This window comes from Kitasatospora sp. NPDC086009 (assembly GCF_044540385.1).
Classification (GTDB): Bacteria; Actinomycetota; Actinomycetes; order Streptomycetales; family Streptomycetaceae; genus Kitasatospora.
In genome coordinates, this window is record NZ_JBITSA010000012.1 from 1 (window position 1) to 17,377 (window position 17,377).

Genomic DNA, 17,377 nt, shown 5'->3' on the forward strand with positions numbered 1-17,377 from the left:
TACCGCACCGCACTGCGCAACGTGCTGGCCCACAAGGGCCGACTCCTGATGACGGCCCTCGCCGTCATGCTCGGCACCGCCTTCGTCGCCGGCACCATGGTCTTCTCCGACACCTTCGGCAAGGCCATGCAGGACAGCAACTCCAAGAGCTACTCCGACGTGTCGGTCCAGATCGTCGACCGGTCGGCCGGCTCCTCCGCCTCCGCCCGGGAGAAGAGCGAGACGAGCGCGGCCACCCTGACCGACGCCACCGTCCAGCAACTCGGCGCGCTCCCCGGGGCCGCCTCGGCCCGCGGCGTGGTCAGCGGCTTCACCGGCGTCGCCGACCGGAGCGGCAACCTGATCGGCCAGGCCTGGACCGCCAAGGGCGCCAACTTCGCGCCCGGCGCGGACGGCAAGGACGTCCGCTACCCGATGGCGGAGGGTCAGGGCCCGAAGAAGGCCCAGGAGATCGCCCTCGACCGCCGGACCGCCGAGAAGGGCGGCTACAAGGTCGGCGACACCGTCCGGATCGCCTCCAACGGCCCGGTCGCCGAGGCGAAGCTCACCGGCGTCTTCACCACCGACGACCCGGTGGTGAACACCGGCGGCACGCTCACCCTGTTCGACCGCGCCACCGCCCAGCAGCTGCTGCTGGAGCCGGGCCGCTACAGCAGCGTCGTGCTCGCCGCCAAGCCCGGCACCACGGAGGCCGCGCTGCTCGCCGAGGCCCAGCAGAAGCTTCCGGCCGGCCGGCAGTTCGACGCCGAGACCGGTCAGCAGCTCAAGGACGACGAGCAGAAGATGATCACGAGCAGCACCGACGGCATGCGGACCATGCTGCTCGCCTTCGCCGGGATCTCACTCTTCGTCGGCATCTTCATCATCGCCAACACCTTCACCATGCTGGTCGCCCAGCGCACCAAGGAGCTCGCCCTGCTGCGGGCGATCGGCGCCAGCCGCAAGCAGGTCACCCTGTCCGTGCTGATCGAGGCCCTGGTGATCGGCGCCCTCTCGGCCGCGGCCGGCCTGGTGGTCGGCATCGCGATCGGCGCCGGGCTGCAGTCCGCCGTCCACTCGCTGAACGACGGCCTGCCCACCGGCGCGCTGGTGGTCAAGCCGCTGACCGTGGTGGTCACCCTCGTGGTCGGCGTCCTGGTCACCGTCCTCTCCGCGCTGCTGCCCGGGCTCCGCGCCTCGCGGATCGCCCCGGTGGCCGCGATGAGCAGCGGCGACCAGCCGACCAGTCAGAAGAGCCTGCTGGTCCGCAACATCATCGGATCGATCCTCACCGCGGGCGGTGGCGCGCTGGTCGCCTACGGCGCCTCCACCGGCAACGGCGACGGCCGCGCACCGGTCGCCCTCGGCGCCGGGCTCGCCCTGATCGGCGTCTTCATCCTGCTGCCGCTGCTCTCCCGCCCGGTGATCGCCCTGGTCGGCCCGGTGCTCGGCAAGCTGGCCGGTACGCCCGGCAAGCTCGCCCGGCAGAACGCGGTGCGCAACCCGCGCCGCACCGCCGCCACCGCCGCCGCCCTCACCATCGGTCTGACCCTGGTCACCGGCCTGACGGTGATCGGCGCCTCGGTCGGCGGAGCCCTCGACAAGGCCGTCACCAGCTCGATGAAGGCCGACTACCTGATCTCTACCGCGAACGACATGAGCCTGTCGCCGAAGGTCCCCGCCGAGGTCGCCAAGACCGCCGGAGTGACGGCCTCCTCGCCGCTCACCACCGTCTACTGGGACCTGAACGGCACGAACAAGTCGATCAGCGGCCTGGACGCGGACAGCTTCGACCAGCTCGTCTCCGTCAAGCTGACCAGCGGATCCACCGCGGGCTTCGCCCAGGGCCAGGCCCTGATCGACACGGACGTCGCCAAGAAGAACAACGTCACCACCGGCTCGACCCTGACCGTCACCTACCCGGACCAGTCCACGGGCCGGCTGACCGTCGGCGGTGTCTACGAGTCGGGCGGCATGCTCGGCCCGGTGGTGCTGGCCAACAGCGAGATCGTCAAGCACGAGCCCACGCCGTACGTCAGCGACGTCCTGGTCAAGGGCGCCGACGGCGCAACCGACTCGCTCAAGAAGGCGCTCAAGGACGCCACCGGCGCCAACCCGGTGATCGAGGTCAAGTCCAAGCAGGACGTCCGCGACGACTTCAGCCAGATCATCACCATCGCGCTGAACATGATGTACGGCCTGCTGGCGATGTCCGTGCTGGTCGCGGTCCTCGGTGTGGTCAACACGCTGGCCATGTCGGTCTTCGAGCGCAAGCGCGAGATCGGGATGCTGCGGGCGATCGGCCTGGACCGCAGCGGCATCAAGCGGATGGTCCGCCTGGAGTCGGTGGTGATCTCGGTCTTCGGTGCCGGCATCGGCGTACTGCTCGGCTGCTACACGGCCTGGGGGATCCTCGGCACCCTGAAGTCCAGCATGGCGGGCCTGACCACGGCGCTCCCCTACGGCCAGCTGCTGCTCTTCCTCGTGCTCGCCGGCCTGGTCGGCCTGGTGGCCGCGATCTGGCCGGCCCGCCGGGCGTCCAAGCTGGACATCCTGGAGAGCATCAAGACCGACTGATCCACCGGCGCCGGGCACCGCACCGGCGCCGGACACGGAAAGACCCCCACCGGAGGGTTCGGTGGGGGTCTTTCGCTACTTCTGTACTCGCTACTTCTGTACTCCGCCCGGTCGCACGGCCGGCTGAGCACCACGGAGGTCGTGGTCCGGCGACGCTGCCGGGCGGAGGGCCTCCGACTCATTTCCCGGTGCTCCCACACCGGGATCTCAGTCGCTTACTTGCTGCTGGCGAGTTCCTTGTCGGCGGCCGGCTTGGCGGCCTCGACCGGCTTCGGCGCGGGCGCCGCGGCCTCCTGGAACGCCTCGAACGGCTTCTCCATCTGGGCCAGGCCGACGGCCTCGCGCTTCAGGAAGACCGCCAGCGTCCAGTCGGTGAAGACGCGGACCTTGCGGTTCATGGTCGGGACCATGGCGCCGTGGTACAGGCGGTGGAACCACCAGGCCGGACGGCCCTTCAGCTTGTACTTGCCGAAGAGGATCGCCACACCCTTGTGCAGGCCGAGACCGGCCACCGCACCGAGGTTCTTGTGCTTGTACTCGGCCTGCGGGAAGCCGCGCATGCCCGAGATCACGTTGTCGCCGAGGACGGCGGCCTGCCGGACGGCGTGCTGCGCGTTCGGCGGGCACCAGGCGCCCTCGCCCGCGGCGAGGTCCGGCACCTGGGCGTTGTCGCCGGCGGACCAGACGTAGTCGAAGCCCTTGACCTGCAGGGTCGGGGCGGTGTCCACGTGGCCGCGCGGGCCCAGCGGGAGGCCGAAGTTGGCCAGCACCGGGTTGGGCTTGACGCCCGCCGTCCACACGATGGTGGAGGCGTCCGCCTCGACGCCGTTCTTCAGCACGACGTGCTGGTCGACGCAGGAGTCCATCGAGGTCTCGATGTAGATCTCGATGTTGCGCTCTTCGAGCTTCTCCTTGGTCCACAGACCGAGGTCCGGGCCCATCTCCGGGAGGATGCGGTTGGCCGCCTCCACCAGGATGAAGCGCATGTCGTCACGGCTGACGGTCTTGTAGATCTTGGCGGCGTCGCGCGCCATGTCCTCGATCTCGGCGATCGTCTCGACACCGGCGAAGCCACCGCCGACGACGACGAAGGTCAGCGCCTTGCGGCGGATCGCCTCGTCCGTGGTGGACTCGGCCTTGTCCAGCTGCGCCATGACGTGGTTCCGGAGGCTGATGGCCTCCTCGACCGTCTTCATGCCGATGCCGTGCTCCGCCAGACCCGGGATCGGGAAGGTCCGGGAGACCGAGCCGGTCGCGACGACCAGGTACTCGAAGGGCAGCTCGTACGAGTCGCCGGCCGCCGGCTGGATGGTGGCGACCTTGCGGGCGTGGTCCACACCGGTGACAGCACCGGTGAGCACCTCCGCCTTCTTGAGGGCGCTGCGCAGCGGCGCGACGAGGTTGCGGGGCGCGACGTTGCCGCCGGCCGCCTCGGGGAGGAAGGGCAGGTACGTCATGTACGACCGCGGGTCGACGACCGTGACGGTCGCTTCGCCATAGCGCATCTTCTTGAGGATGCGCATCGCGGCATACAGGCCGACGTAACCACCGCCGACAATGAGGATGCGAGGACGCTCCGTGGTGCTCATATCCGAAAGTATCCAGCACCGTCCGGAGCAGCCTTCGTGAGGCCGGTCACAAGCTCCTGGACACCCTGTGCTACACTTCGCGGCCACTTTCTCGGCCCTGGGGAGCTGTCTCACAGCCCTCCCCGCCCCCCCGTGAGGCTATGGACCCGAACGGCCCTGCTGAGCAGCAACGATCCATGGCACGCCTGGGTTCCCGCGCGTGATTTCGATTTTCAAACCCGCACGGGGGCGTCACCTGCGATCCAGCGGGCGACACGACGGACAGGCCTTCGGTCCCACATTTCGGACGTAGCGGACCGGTCAGCGCGACGAATGGCTGGATCGCCATGTGAAGAAATTCACGAACTTTCTCGCAGGGCCCCGGGCGCGCCCCGGCCCCGGACCCCCCGAAGGGGTTCCGAGGCCGGGTCGGTAAGCCTCGCACCGGGCTAGGAGGCGATACTCCAGGCGATGCCGTCCAGGATGTCGTGCTCGCTCACGACCAGCTCGGCGGCGCCGGTCCGCTCCATGATCTCCAGCAGCTCCAGCGCGCCGGCCGCGATGACGTCCACCCGGCCCGGGTGCATCGACGGGATGGCCGCACGCTCGGCGTGGGTGGCGGCGAGCAGCTCGGAAGCGATCCGGGCCACGTCCTCGCGGGTGATCCGCGAGTGGTGGATCCGCTCGGAGTCGTACCCGGGCAGGTCCTGGACGATCGCCGACACCGTGGTGACCGTCCCGGCCAGACCGACCAGCGTCGCCGCACCGGTCAGCGGGACGACCTCCTCGGCCTTGTCCAGCTCGGCCCGGACGTGCGCCCGCGCCTCGGCGACCTGCTCCGCCGAGGGCAGCTCGGCGCCGCCGAAGTGCCGCTCGGTCAGCCGGACACAGCCGATGTCGACCGAGCGGGCGGCCCGGACGTCCTCGGCGCCGAGCACGAACTCGGTGGAGCCGCCGCCGAGGTCGAAGACCAGGTACGGCGCCGGGAACTGGCCGCCGGTGAGCTCCTTGGTGGCGCCGACGAAGGAGAGGTGCGCCTCCTCCTCGCCGCTCACCACCTCGGGCCCGACGCCCAGGATGTCGCGCACGCCCTTGGCGTACTCGTCACTGTTCTCGGCGTCCCGCGAGGCGCTGGTGGCCACGAAGCGGATCCGCTCCGGGGCCACCCCGAAGCCGGCGATCACCTCGGCGTACTCGCGGCAGGCCGCGAAGGTGCGGGCCAGCGCGTCCGGGTGCAGCCGGCCGGTCCGGTCCACGCCCTGACCCAGCCGGTTGATCACCATCCGGCGGTCGAGGTCGGTGATCGCCCCGGTCTCCGGATCGAGGTCGGCGACCAGCAGGCGGATCGAGTTGGTACCGCAGTCGATCGCGGCGACCCGGGTGACACTCATGCGTCGGGCTCCTCGGCATTCTCCTGCGCGGCCCGCTTGGCGGCGCGTTCGGCGGCCTTCTGCTGCTTGGCGGCGATCACGGCCTCGTGGTCCTGCTGCTTGGCGCGGTTCCTCGCGACCCGCTCGCCGGCGGCCTCGACCTCGTCGGGGGAGACGCAGGGGCCCTTGGCCCACCAGTCCTCCAGCATGCCGATCGCCTCGTCGCCGAGCGGGTTGACGCCCTCGCCGGCCGCCAGCGAGTGGCCGACCAGCACGTGCAGGCACTTCACCCGGTCCGGCATGCCGCCGGCGCTGGGGAAGCCCTCCAGCACCTCGATGGCGTCGCGGCGCGCGATGTAGTCCTCGTGCGCCTTCTGGTAGGCGGCGGCCAGCTCTGGGTCCTCGGCGAGCCGGGCGGTCTGCTCCTTCATCACGCCGTCCGCCTCCAGCGTGCCGATCAGCGAGGCGGCCTTGGGGCAGGTCAAGTAGTAGAGCGTCGGGAACGGCGTGCCGTCCGCGAGCCGGGGGGCCGTCTCCACGACGTCCGGGTTGCCGCAGGGGCAGCGGTGCGCCACCGAGCGCAGGCCGCGCGGGACCCGGCCGAGCTGTGCGGCGATGGCCGCGACGTCGGTGTCGGAGACAGAGGGGTGGTTCTCAGTGGTCATGGGGGGAGCTGGCTCCAGCAGGGGCAGGGGCGGGTGAAGAGGGTGGGGCGAGAGCGGCGGTGTCGGCGGCGTCCACCGAGTCCCAGACGCTCGCGTACCAGGGCTTGGCGGCCTTGGCCGCGCCGTCGGAGGGGGCGGGCGGGACGGCGGAGGACTGGGTGGCGCCCCGGCCCGCCGGATCCACCGCGATGTACGGGGTCTCCCCCGGCATCGCGTAGTGCAGCCGGCTGCGGGCCTGCGCCTTGACGTACTCCGGGTCCTGCCAGCGGGTCTTCTCCCGGCGCAGCTGCTCGACCTGTTGCCGGGCGTGCTCGGCCCTCGCCCGCTGGGCGGAGATCTCGGAACGCTGGGAGATGAACTGCCTGGTCGGGTAGGCCAGGATCGCGACCAGGGAGCAGAGCACCAGGACGAGGACGGTCGCCCGGCTCGTGAAGCGAGGCCGGGCGGCAAAGCCCGGGATCCTCCAGCCTGCCATCTCCCGTGTCCCCTCCTGATCGCGACGGTGCCCCGCCGTCCACCCTACGGGGTGAACGGCGGGGCACCGGTCAGGCTTGCGCTACTGGGCGCGCTCGGCCCTCGTGACGGGCCCGGGCCGACGACTGCTCGGCCGCGCGGTCACTACTCGGCGGAGCGGAAGCGCGGGAACGCGCCGCGGCCGGCGTACTCGGCCGCGTCGTCGAGGATCTCCTCGATGCGCAGCAGCTGGTTGTACTTGGCGACGCGCTCGGAGCGGGCCGGGGCGCCGGTCTTGATCTGGCCGCAGTTGGTGGCGACGGCGAGGTCGGCGATGGTGACGTCCTCGGTCTCACCGGAGCGGTGCGACATCATGCAGCGGTAGCCGTTGCGCTGGGCCAGCTCGACGGCGTCCAGGGTCTCGGTCAGCGAGCCGATCTGGTTCACCTTGACCAGCAGCGCGTTGGCGGTGCCGGTCTCGATGCCCTTGGCCAGGCGGGCCGGGTTGGTGACGAACAGGTCGTCGCCGACCAGCTGGACCTTGTCACCCAGCTTGACGGTCATGGCCTTCCAGCCGTCCCAGTCCGACTCGTCCAGCGGGTCCTCGATGGAGACCAGCGGGTACGCGGCGACGAGCTCGGCGTAGTACTCGATGAGCTCGGCGGCGGAGAGCGCCTTGCCCTCGAACTGGTAGGCACCGTCCTGGTAGAACTCGGAGGCGGCGACGTCCAGGGCGAGCGCGATGTCCCGGCCGGGCACGTAACCGGCCTTCTGGATGGCCTCGGTGATGAGGTCCAGGGCCTCGCGGTTGCTGTCCAGGTTCGGCGCGAAGCCGCCCTCGTCGCCGAGGCCGGTGGACAGGCCGCGCTCCTTCAGCACGCCCTTGAGGGTGTGGTAGACCTCGACGCCCCAGCGGACGGCCTCGGAGAAGGACTCCGCGCCGATCGGAGCGATCATGAACTCCTGGATGTCGACGTTGGAGTCCGCGTGCGAGCCACCGTTGAGGATGTTCATCATCGGGACGGGCAGGACGTGGGCGTTCGGGCCGCCCAGGTAGCGGAACAGCGGCAGGTCGCTGGCCTCGGAGGCGGCGTGCGCCACGGCGAGCGAGACGCCCAGGATCGCGTTGGCGCCGAGCGAGGACTTGTCCGGCGTGGCGTCCAGGTCGAGCATGGCCTGGTCGATCAGGCGCTGCTCGGTGGCGTCGTAGCCGACCAGCTCGGGGCCGATCTGCTCGATGACGGCCAGGACGGCCTTCTCCACGCCCTTGCCGAAGTAGCGGTTCTTGTCACCGTCGCGAAGCTCCAGCGCCTCGAAGGCACCGGTGGAGGCACCCGACGGGACAGCGGCACGGCCGGTGCTGCCGTCGTCGAGGCCGACCTCGACCTCGACCGTGGGGTTGCCACGCGAGTCGAGAATCTCACGGGCTACGACGACATCGATGGACGGCACGAGGCATCTCCTAGCGGAAGCAGGTTCGGCTGACGATGGGTGCTGTCGGCCGGATGGTTGCGGAGTCGTTACGACCAGAGCCTAACCGCACGGGCTCCCGGGACCACGTCGGCCTCGGTCCCGTCTCAGCGTGTGGCCGGGCTACCCACCGGTAGTTCACCTGGTTGTCCCACGAAATGCGGCCGGATGCGGACGAAGGGGGCCGAACCGGCCCCCTTCGTGGCGTCACCGCAAGGGGAGTCACCACACGGGCGGTCAGCCGAGGTCGAGCTGCTGGCCCGGGAGGATCAGGTTGGGGTCGGTGCCGACGGTGCCGCGGTTGCCGTCGTACAGCGTCTGCCAGCCGCCCTCGACGCCCTGGGCGGCGGCGATCGTCGACAGGGTGTCACCGGACTGGACGGTGTAGCCGTGCCCGGTGCGCTGCTGGGCGGCGGGAGCGGCCGCGGCCGGGGCGCCGTGGGCGGCGGCGGGGCGGCTGTCCTGGCCCGCGTACCCGCTCGTCTGCTGGGTGGCCTGCTGACCGGCGTACTGCTGGTAGACGCTCTGGTGGCTGGTCCAGTACCAGGCGCCGTCGCTCTGGTACCAGAAGACCTTCGCGTCGGCGTCCCAGCCCGGCTGGCCGGCGAAGCCCGGAGCCCGGCCGTCCTGCTGGGCGGGCTGCTGGGCGGCGGGCTTCGGGGCCTGCTGCTGGGCCGGCTTCTGGGCGGGCTTCTGCGCCGGCTTCTGCGCGGGCTTCGACTGGGCCGGCTTGGCGGCGGCCGTCGGCTCGGCGTCCGAGGAGGTGTCGACCGAGGCCGCCGCCCCGCCCTTGGCCAGGCCCGCCTTCTGGGAGCAGACCGGCCAGGCGCCCGGCCCCTGCGAGGCGAGGACCTTCTCGGCGACCGAGATCTGCTGCGCCCGGCTGGCCTGGTGGGCCTGCGGCGCGTACGAGGTGCCGCCGAACGCCTTCCAGGTGCTGGAGGTGAACTGGAGGCCGCCGTAGAAGCCGTTGCCGGTGTTGATGCCCCAGTTGCCGCCGCTCTCGCACTGGGCGACCGCGTCCCAGGTCGAGGCCGGGGCGGCCGAGGCGCCGGTGGCGGTGAGGAGCGGCAGGGCGAGTCCGACGCCGGCCACGCCGGCAACGGCGATGGCCTTCTCGGTCTGGGTGCGACGACGGTGACGGCCGGTTCCGACGAAGAGCATGGGGAAGTCCTCTCCGCACGCCTGCGAGGTGAGCTGTCGGGTTCGGACCGGGAGGTGGCCCGGCCGCACGACGCGGACGCCTTCTGCCCGCGTGGGCGGCTTCACCCCAAGCCGTGGGGGACGGCAACAAACCTGGTTCCCCCGCCCCTGCCCAAGGGTTCTGGTCGGTTTCCCGTAACGCGGCGGGCAGGATTCGGCGTTCCGCGCACGAGGTCCGCAGCTGCGAACTCCAGGGAGGGTAGACAGATCCTCACATCAATAACAAGCTCATATCGCAGGTATCACACATAAATTACGGCGCGTGGCCGATCGCCTACCAACGACAGAGCTATGTCCGGTTTGATGCTGATTCATACCCGCTGCCAGGGCGTGTCGGCGACATCCCGTCAGCGTGTCGAGGTCTCGGCGCGACGAGATCGAGACACCACCGTGGGCGCCGGACGGATTTGCTCAGAGCCCGTCCACCGGTGCAGCGGAGGGCTTCTCGGGGGTGAATTCCACCGGGAGATCGCGCAGTCCACGCATGATCAGGCCACCGCGCCAGCGGAGCTCCTCCGGGCTGGCGGCGAGTCGCAGATCGGGCAACCGGGTGAGCAGGGTGGTGAGCGCCGCGCGCCCCTCCAACCGGGCCAGCGGCGCACCGATGCAGTAGTGGATGCCGTGCCCGAAGCCGAGGTGCGGGTTGTCCGTCCGGGCCAGGTCGAGGGTGTTCTCGTCGGCGAACCGCGCCGGGTCCCGGTCCGCCGCCGCGAGCACCACCAGCACCGGATCGCCGACCGGGATGTCCACGCCGCCGATGGTCAGCGGGCTGGTCGCGAACCGCCAGGTGGCGAGCTCCACCGGCCCGTCGTAGCGCAGGAGTTCCTCGATACCGGTCTCCAGCAGCGCGGTCTCGCCGCGGGCGATCGAGTCCTGGAGCAGCGCCCGCTGCCCGGGGTTGCGCAGCAGGGCGTAGGTGCCGTTGCCGATCAGGTTCACGGTCGTCTCGAACCCGGCGAAGAGGAGGATGAAGGCCATCGCCGCGGCCTCGTTCTCGGTCAGGTGCTCACCGTGGTCGCTGGCCCGGATCAGCCCCGAGATGAGGTCGTCGCCGGGATCGGCCCGCTTGCGGTGGATCAGCTCCGCCAGGTAGGCGCGCATCCGCTTGACGGCGCGTCCCACCCCGCCGCGCTGCCCGCTGCCATGGCGGATCATCATGCCCGCCCAGTCCCGGAAGTCGTCCTGGTCCTCGGCCGGCACGCCGAGCAGGTCGCAGATCGCGTAGATCGGCAGCGGGAAGGCGAACTCGTGGATCAGGTCCGCCGAGCCGCGCTCCGCGAAGCCGTCGATCAGCCGGTCGGTGAGCTGCTGCACCCGGGGCTCGAACTCCGCCACCCGGCGCGGCGTGAACGCCTTCGAGACCAGCCGGCGCAGCCGGGTGTGGTCCGGCGGGTCGATGTTCAGCAGGTGGGTCATCAGATTGGCCTGGCGCTCGCCGGGGATGCCGACCCGGCCGCTGCGGTGGGCGTGCCCGCTGTGGTGGGCCAGGTTCTTCGAGAGCCGGCTGTCGGCGAGCGCCTGCCGGGCGTCCGCGTACCTGGTCACCAGCCAGGCCTCGACCCCGCTCGGCAGGGTGGTGCGGTGCACCGGTTCGTGCTCCCGCAGCCACGCGTACGCCGGGTACGGGTCGGCGGCGAACTCCCAGGTGAAGAGCGGCGGGCGGGCTGAATCGGGCTGAACTGGCATGTGTCGACCGTATCCGGTGGGGAACCCCGGCGTGGCAGGCGTGAGCCTGGTCACCTGAGGGGTAATCCCTGTTGCGGAGGGTCAGGACCTGCCTACGATCCTCCGCAAGCAAAATGCGTGGGCGCCGGTGCGGAGCCGCCCACAGGGAGGAGCGCACCATGCGGGTCACCGGGGCAGTCGTGGTCATCGCCGTACTCGCCGGCGGGTCGGGAGCCGGCCTCGCCCGCCGGTTCACCGCCGCGGGCGCCTCCGGCGTCCTCATCGCCGACCAGCAGGTCGGCATCGCCGAGGACCTCGCCACCGAACTCGACCGGCCGGGCTGCCCGGTCGTCGGCGTCTGCGGCGACATCCGCCGCCCGAGCGACATCGCCGCCCTGGTCGACACCACCGAGAAGCACCTCGGCCCGATCGACCTGTTCTGCGTCGCCGGGCCGGGCGGCGAGCGCGTCCTCTCCCTCGCCGAGCTGCCGGACCACCTCGACCTGGAGCGACTGGCCGAACTGCTCGCCCTGGTCGGCGAGGCGATCGCCGAGGTCGTCGACGAGGTGGTCCCGGTGCAGCGCCGGGCGGTGGAGGACGTGGCGGCGGTCTGACGGGGGGCGCGGCGGTTCGCGGTGCGGGCGGCGTGCCCGGGCGGCGGTCGCGGTGCGGGCGTGCCCGGGCGCGGGTCTCGGCCCGGGCGTGCCCGGGCGGCGGTCGCGGTGCGGGCGTGCCCGGGCGCGGGCCTCGGCCCGGGCGTGCCCGGGCGGCGGTCGCGGTGCGGGCGTGCCCGGGCGCGGGTCTCGGGCGTGCTCCGGGGGCCGCTCGGGGCTACTCGGGCTTGAGCCCCTCGGCGGCGCGCACGGCGTCCCGGTAGCCGCGCGCGGCCGCCCGGAGCGCGGCGTCCACGTCCACCCCCGCGTCGAACGCCCGCTGCGCCACCGCGAGCAGCAGCCGGCCCGCCGACTCCGCCGTGAGCTCCGCGGGCAGCTCGTAGGCCGCGTCCGGCACACCGGTGAAGCCCGCCCGGCGCACCCGGGACACCAGCTTCGCCGCGTACGCCAGCGCGGGAAGACCGGCCGGCACGCCGTCCAGCACCGACTCGCGCTCCGACTTCTCGGCGGCCTTCAGCGCCTCCCAGTTCGCCTCCACCTCGGCGGCGCCCTCGGCCTCGACGTCCCCGAACACGTGCGGGTGGCGGTACATCAGCTTCTCGACGATGTCACCCGCCACGTCGTCGATGGAGAACGCGTCGGTGGGGTGCTCCTCGGCGATCCGGGAGTGGAAGAAGACCTGGAGCAGGACGTCGCCCAGCTCCTCCCGGAGCGTGTCGCGGTCCCCCTCCTCGATCGCCTCGACCAGCTCGAAGGACTCCTCCACCAGGTACTTCACCAGGCTGGCGTGGGTCTGCTCGGCGTCCCAGGGGCAGCCGCCGGGCGAGCGAAGGCGGTCCATCACCGAGACCAGGTCCAGCAGCCGCGCGCCCGGCAGGTCGTACGAACCGGGCAGCACCTCGATCTCGGGCACCTCGCCCGCGTGCTCGACCGCGAGGCGCGCCAGCGCGTCGGTGAGCCCGGGGTCGCCGTCCGGGCTGCCCAGCCAGACCGTCGGCCCCGAGGCGGCCGGCTGTCCGGTCAGCAGCCGGGCGAGCGCGGGCGCCGAACCGGGCGCCACCACCTCCACCTCGACCCCCGCCTGCCGCACCGCCGGCAGCTGCGGGTGCGCGGCGTCCCCGGCGAGCACCCGCCCGGCCGACCGCAGCGCCTCCCAGGCGGGCCAGGCCAGCAGGCCGGGAGCCACCCGGTGGGTGGTGGTGAGCAGGATCAGCTTCGCGCCCGGAAGATTCGTCACACCCCGAACCTACCCGGCCCCGGTGAGCCCCCGCCTCCACGTTTCACCCGGCCAGGGGGACGGCGGGGCCGGGTGCCGGTCAGGCCGCGTACCGGGTATCGCCCGGCCCGGGGGCGGGTGCCGGTCAGGGTCCGGCAGCGCACTCCGCCCGGCCCGACGGGCGACAAGCCCCCCGTGCGGCGGGACCACAGCACCGGACCGGCCCCACCGCCGCACTCCGCCCGCCCCCGAGGGCGAGGCTGGCCCGGGTGTCGGCCGCGCCCCACCGCCGCGATCCCCCCCCCCCCCCGACACAGAGGGGCAGCGGCAGGCCCCGGTGCCGGTCCGGCTCCGCCCCCTCGGTCGAAGGACGGCGGCAGGCCCATGGGTCCCCGCTCCTCCCGTTCGGCCGCAGCGGCGCGGGCCGGTCGCGCGGCACGGAGTGAGAAGTCGGCCGGTCCGACTTCCCGTGCCCGTCGAACCTGAGGGCCAGCCGGCATGGGCCCCCGCCCGCCCCGTTCCGCCGCAGGGGCGCGTACCGGTCGCGGCGCGCGGAGTGGGAAGTCGGCCGGTCCGACTTCCTGTGCTCGTCGGGCCGGAGGGTCAGCCGGCCAGCCAGGGCGGGGTGTCGGGGAGGAGGGCGACCCGGTCGGCGTTCCAGGTGCCGTAGCGGGGGTTGACGCGCAGGTGGAGGGCGGCTTCGGCCAGGGCGAGGCGGACGGTGTGGTCGCCCGCCGGGGTGGCGGCGTCCTGGCCCGTGGCGGCGGCGAGGCGGCGGATGCTCAGCTCGCGACGGAAGTAGTCGTCGACCCCGGGACCGGCGACACCCCGGGCGGCCAGGACGCGGGCGAGCGGGCCGGCACCGCCGTACCGGTCCTGCGCCGCCGTCCGGGCCGCCGCCACCTCCGCACCGTCCACCGCGAGCCCGCGGTCGGCCGATGCGCGGGCGACGACCGCGTCGAGCACCAGGTCCGCGACGGCCCGTCGTACCAGTCCGTCCGGCGGCCGGCGGGCGTCCGCGGAGGCGCCGCCGGCCACCTCACGCAGCTCCGCGACCCGGGCCTCGACGGCCGCCACCGGGATCCGCCGGCCGTCCAGCACGGCCGCCGTGCCCGGCGTCAGCCCGTCGGCCCCGCAGGCGGCCAGCGTCGGGACGGCGAGCAGGGCGCCGACGACGACGGCGGTCCGACGGTGCATGGCTGGTCTCCGGGGTGGGGCGGCAGGCGTTCGGAGGCGCCTTCCCGCGAGCGGCCGGACGGTGTCCCGAGGGTAGGGCGGCCCGGCCCCCTCGGCGCGGACCGTGCCCCGAACGGCTCACCCCGCGTGCGGCGTCAACCCCGACGATCGTCCAGGTCTCCCCCTGCCTTTCGACCCGGGCCTCGGTCCCCCGGCCACCCCTACCGTCCTGACCATGACGAACAGGGCCAGGAAGAGAGCGGTCAGGACGAGGACGGTCGAGGCGGACGCGGTCGGGGCCGGAAGGGCCGGGGCGAGCAGGGCGACCGGCACCCGGGTGGCGGTCGCGGTGGCGGTGCTGGGTGCGGGCACCGCCGTGGTCGGGTGGCTGGCACCGACAGGCGGTGGGCGGGCCGGGCACGGCGGGCCGGTACGGGTGACCGGCGGCGCGTCCGCCGACGGCTACCGGCGGGTGGCCGATGTCGTCGTCGACGCGCCGCACCGGCTCGCCTCGCTGCTGGAGCCCGCCAGCGAGGCGGGGTTGCTGGTGCTCGGGCTGCTGCTGGTGCTCTGCTGGTGGACGGCCCGGGGCCGACGCGCCGCCGACGCGGTCGCGGGGGTCGCGCTCACCGGCCTCGGTACCGTCCTCGCCTACGGGGCGAGCGAGGTGCTGAAGGTCGTGGTCGACGAGGAGCGGCCCTGCCGCGCCCTGCCCGACGCCCTGCCCGACGCGCTGTCGGCACACCCCGTCGTCGCGCACTGCCCGTCGCCGGGCGACTGGTCCTTCCCCAGCAACCACGCGACCCTGGCCGCCGCCCTGGCGACCGGTCTGGTCCTGCTGCGGCCGCGCTGGGCCCTGCTGGTCGTCCCGGTCGGGGTCGCGACGGCCGCGCTGCGGGTGGCCGCCGGGGTGCACTATCCGCACGACGTGGTCGCCGGGGCCGTTCTCGGCGGGGCGATCACGGCGGCGGTGGTCGTCGCGCTCCTGCCGCTCGCCACGGCGGCGGTGGCATCGCCGGTCGGGATACGGGTGCTGGGCCCGCTGGCGGCGGCGCGGCCGTCAGGCGCGCGGACCGCCCGCGCACGTTCCGCCGGTGGTCAGGCCGGCCTCGTGGGCGAGGACGGCGGCGGCCGCCCGGTTGGCCACTCCGAGCCGCGCCAGGACGGAGCTCACATGGGCTTTCACGGTGCCCTCCACCACCCCGATCCGGCGGGCGATCTGCCCGTTGGACAGTCCGGCGGCGATCAGCGTCAGCACCTCCCGCTCCCGGGTGGTCAGCGCGGCCACCTGTTCAAGCGCGGCGGAACGGCGGTCGGCCGGCCCGCCGGCTCCGGTGGCGGCGAGGTGGGCGACCACGCGCGCGGCCACCTTGGGTGAGAGGTAGGCGGCGCCGTCCGCCACCGCCCGCACCCCGGCGATCAGTTCCTCCGGCTCACCCGACTTGATCAGGAACCCGTTGGCGCCACCGCCGAGGGCCCGCAGGATGAAGTCGTCCTCGCCGAAGGTCGTCAGCATGACGATCCCGGTGGCCGCGCCGGAGCGGCGGATCTCGGCGGCGGCGGTGATGCCGTCCGTGCCGGGCATCCGGATGTCCAGCACCACGACATCGGGGCGGTGGCGGCGGACCAGCTCGACGGCGTCCCGGCCGTCCCCGGTCTCGGCGACGATCTCGATCCCCGGATCGGTGGTGAGCACGGCGCGGACGCCGGCCCGGACCATCGGCTCGTCGTCGGCGATCACCACCCGGATCGGTGTACCGGCGGCGGCCCGCTCGCCGCCGCTCATCCGGCGCTCACGCGATCAGCGCTTCCAAGGAGATCAGTACGTCCCGTTGGAAGCAGAGCCGGTACGCATCGCCGGAACGGTCGTCGTCGAACGGCTCGGCGGTGATCGCGTAGTACTCGCACGTCACTCCTTCTCCCCGGGGTGGCGGGTTCCCCACGGACGGATGGTACGGAAACTGATGGGCAGGCAGAAACCGCTGGACCGTCGCCCGGTCCTGACCGATCCGCAGCGACGCGTAGTCCGCCGGCTCCAGCACGGCGCGGCCGGCGGTGTAGATCGTCCACCCCCGCAGGACGGCGGTCAGCGCCAGCACGGTGACCAGTGGCACCAGTACGGTCGCCGCCATCATCCGGCCCACCCGGCGGCGGGCGCGGCTGAGTTCACGGATGGGGGAAACCGGGGCGGGCCCGGGCGGCGGAGTGACGGCGGCGCCGGCGCGCGGCAGGTGGGCGAGCACCTCGAACCCGCCGCCCTCGGCGCGCGGCCCGTACCGGAAGGTGCCGCCGGCCAGTCTGACCCGCTCGGCCAGGCCGATCAGCCCACGGCCGCCCGCGTTCGGTGCTGCCGGTGCTGCCGCCGGACCCACCGGTGGCGGCCCGTTCACCACCTGGACGCGGACGCCCTCCGGCCTGTGGGCGACCCGCACGCCGACCCTCGCCTGAGGGGCGTGCTTGGCCGCGTTGGTCAGCGCCTCCTGGGTCACCCGGTACACGGCGTGCTCCACCGCGCGCGGCAGAGCGTCCGCCGGGCCCGTCATCGTCAGGCGGACCTGCAGACCGGCGGCGGCCGCCTCCTCCACCAGGTGGGCGACCCCCGCGTCGGCGGGGCCCCGGGCGGCCTCGCCCGCCGCGTCCGTCTCCTCCCGGAGGATGCCGATCACCTCGGCAAGGCGTTCCACGGCCGCTCCGGCGCCCTTGCGGATCTCCTGGGCCGCCTCCCGGTGCGCCGGGGCGAGGTCGGGTGCCAGCTTCAGGGCACCGGCCCGCAGGGCGATCAGGCTCAGGTCATGACCGAGGGCGTCGTGCATGTCCTGGGCGATCCGGGCCCGCTCCCGCAGCCGGGCCTGCTCCGCCACCAGTTGCTGCTCGCGCTCCAGCCGCTCCGCCCGCTCCCAGCCGGCCCGGACCAGTTCCTGGGACTGCCGCCAGAACCGGCCCGCCATCCAGGGCGCCATGCCCGCGCAGACCACCAGCGAGAGGAAGGACGTCCCCGGGACCATCCAGGCCGGTACCGCCAGTGCCACCGTCACCCCGCCCGCCACGACCGCGGCCAGCACGGTCACGGCCCACCGCACGCGATCCGTCCGCCACCCGGCCAGGAACGCCGTGGCGATCGCGGGCAGCGCCCACCAGATGCTCACCGCGCACGCCCCCGTGGCCACCGCCGTACCCACCAGCAGCGCCCCGTCGAGCCACCTGCTCCACCTGCTCCACCACTCACCGTTCACCCTCACGGCTACGACAGTAGGAGGCGAGCAGCAGCACCGAATCTGCCGAAAGTCATACCCGGCCCAGGCGAGCCGCCCCAGCGGGCCACGCTGCTCGCCCGACTCACGCTGCACGCGCGCAGGAAGTCGGACCCGCCGACTTCCCACTCCAGCTCAACGGGCCGGCGGCCAAAGAGCGGCACTCGTGC

General features: G+C 73.1%; 14 protein-coding genes, 1 pseudogene and 1 riboswitch. Of the genes and pseudogenes, 3 read left to right on the plus strand and 12 right to left on the minus strand.

The window, feature by feature from the left end; translation table 11 throughout:
- A partial coding sequence (locus tag ACIF6L_RS25045) for an ABC transporter permease (protein ID WP_396492585.1) occupies positions 1-2,556 on the plus strand: 2,556 nt, incomplete at its 5' end.
- A 215-nt stretch (positions 2,557-2,771) separates the two neighbouring features.
- Here the strand turns inward: ACIF6L_RS25045 and ACIF6L_RS25050 are convergent.
- From ACIF6L_RS25050 to ACIF6L_RS25080, 7 genes are all read right to left on the minus strand, one after another.
- A complete protein-coding gene (locus tag ACIF6L_RS25050; protein ID WP_329489347.1) occupies positions 2,772-4,145 on the minus strand; it encodes an FAD-dependent oxidoreductase in 1,374 nt (457 codons plus the stop codon).
- A 428-nt stretch (positions 4,146-4,573) separates the two neighbouring features.
- Positions 4,574-5,515: a Ppx/GppA phosphatase family protein gene (locus ACIF6L_RS25055; protein WP_329489346.1), complete on the minus strand. Its 942-nt coding sequence runs from the start codon at positions 5,513-5,515 to the stop codon at positions 4,574-4,576.
- Positions 5,512-6,177 (minus strand): DUF501 domain-containing protein, encoded by a 666-nt coding sequence (locus tag ACIF6L_RS25060; RefSeq protein ID WP_380390315.1) that lies wholly within the window; start codon positions 6,175-6,177, stop codon positions 5,512-5,514. Before ACIF6L_RS25060 ends, ACIF6L_RS25055 begins: the two co-directional genes overlap by 4 nt.
- A complete protein-coding gene (locus ACIF6L_RS25065) occupies positions 6,149-6,634 on the minus strand; it encodes a septum formation initiator family protein (RefSeq protein WP_396488670.1) in 486 nt (161 codons plus the stop codon). The genes ACIF6L_RS25060 and ACIF6L_RS25065 overlap by 29 nt, the downstream gene beginning before the upstream one ends.
- Before the next feature lie 143 nt (positions 6,635-6,777).
- Positions 6,778-8,064, minus strand: a complete 1,287-nt coding sequence (gene eno / locus ACIF6L_RS25070) for a phosphopyruvate hydratase (protein WP_329489343.1) — start codon at positions 8,062-8,064, stop codon at positions 6,778-6,780.
- A 255-nt stretch (positions 8,065-8,319) separates the two neighbouring features.
- Positions 8,320-9,246: a transglycosylase family protein gene (locus ACIF6L_RS25075; protein WP_396488672.1), complete on the minus strand. Its 927-nt coding sequence runs from the start codon at positions 9,244-9,246 to the stop codon at positions 8,320-8,322.
- Between the two features lie 4 nt (positions 9,247-9,250).
- Positions 9,251-9,423, minus strand: a riboswitch (cyclic di-AMP (ydaO/yuaA leader).
- 273 nt (positions 9,424-9,696) lie between these two features.
- Positions 9,697-10,971, minus strand: coding sequence for a cytochrome P450 (locus ACIF6L_RS25080; RefSeq protein ID WP_396488674.1), 1,275 nt, complete (start codon positions 10,969-10,971; stop codon positions 9,697-9,699).
- 158 nt (positions 10,972-11,129) lie between these two features.
- Between ACIF6L_RS25080 and ACIF6L_RS25085 the strand changes: the two genes are divergently transcribed.
- Positions 11,130-11,564 carry an SDR family NAD(P)-dependent oxidoreductase gene (locus tag ACIF6L_RS25085; RefSeq protein WP_359809271.1) on the plus strand — a complete coding sequence of 145 codons (435 nt, stop codon included), beginning with the start codon at positions 11,130-11,132 and terminating at the stop codon, positions 11,562-11,564.
- A 217-nt stretch (positions 11,565-11,781) separates the two neighbouring features.
- On the opposite strand, the gene ACIF6L_RS25090 is transcribed toward ACIF6L_RS25085, so the two are convergent.
- The 3 genes from ACIF6L_RS25090 to ACIF6L_RS25100 all read right to left on the minus strand — a co-directional run bounded on the left by ACIF6L_RS25090 (position 11,782) and on the right by ACIF6L_RS25100 (position 14,586).
- Complete coding sequence (locus ACIF6L_RS25090) at positions 11,782-12,801, minus strand: MazG family protein (protein ID WP_329489339.1); 1,020 nt, start codon at positions 12,799-12,801, stop codon at positions 11,782-11,784.
- A gap of 582 nt (positions 12,802-13,383) precedes the next feature.
- Complete coding sequence (locus tag ACIF6L_RS25095; protein ID WP_396488677.1) at positions 13,384-13,977, minus strand: hypothetical protein; 594 nt, start codon at positions 13,975-13,977, stop codon at positions 13,384-13,386.
- 441 nt (positions 13,978-14,418) lie between these two features.
- Positions 14,419-14,586: a hypothetical protein gene (locus ACIF6L_RS25100; RefSeq protein WP_329492413.1), complete on the minus strand. Its 168-nt coding sequence runs from the start codon at positions 14,584-14,586 to the stop codon at positions 14,419-14,421.
- Here ACIF6L_RS25100 and ACIF6L_RS25105 point away from each other — a divergent pair.
- Positions 14,522-14,923 (plus strand): annotated as a pseudogene (locus tag ACIF6L_RS25105) (phosphatase PAP2 family protein); the annotation flags it as partial. The gene ACIF6L_RS25100 and the pseudogene ACIF6L_RS25105 overlap by 65 nt on opposite strands.
- 93 nt (positions 14,924-15,016) lie before the next feature.
- On the opposite strand, the gene ACIF6L_RS25110 reads toward ACIF6L_RS25105, so the two are convergent.
- Both ACIF6L_RS25110 and ACIF6L_RS25115 read right to left on the minus strand, forming a co-directional pair.
- Positions 15,017-15,742 carry a response regulator gene (locus tag ACIF6L_RS25110; protein WP_396488679.1) on the minus strand — a complete coding sequence of 242 codons (726 nt, stop codon included), beginning with the start codon at positions 15,740-15,742 and terminating at the stop codon, positions 15,017-15,019.
- 7 nt (positions 15,743-15,749) lie between these two features.
- Complete coding sequence (locus tag ACIF6L_RS25115) at positions 15,750-17,195, minus strand: sensor histidine kinase (RefSeq protein WP_396488681.1); 1,446 nt, start codon at positions 17,193-17,195, stop codon at positions 15,750-15,752.
- Between the last annotated feature and the right edge of the window lie 182 nt (positions 17,196-17,377).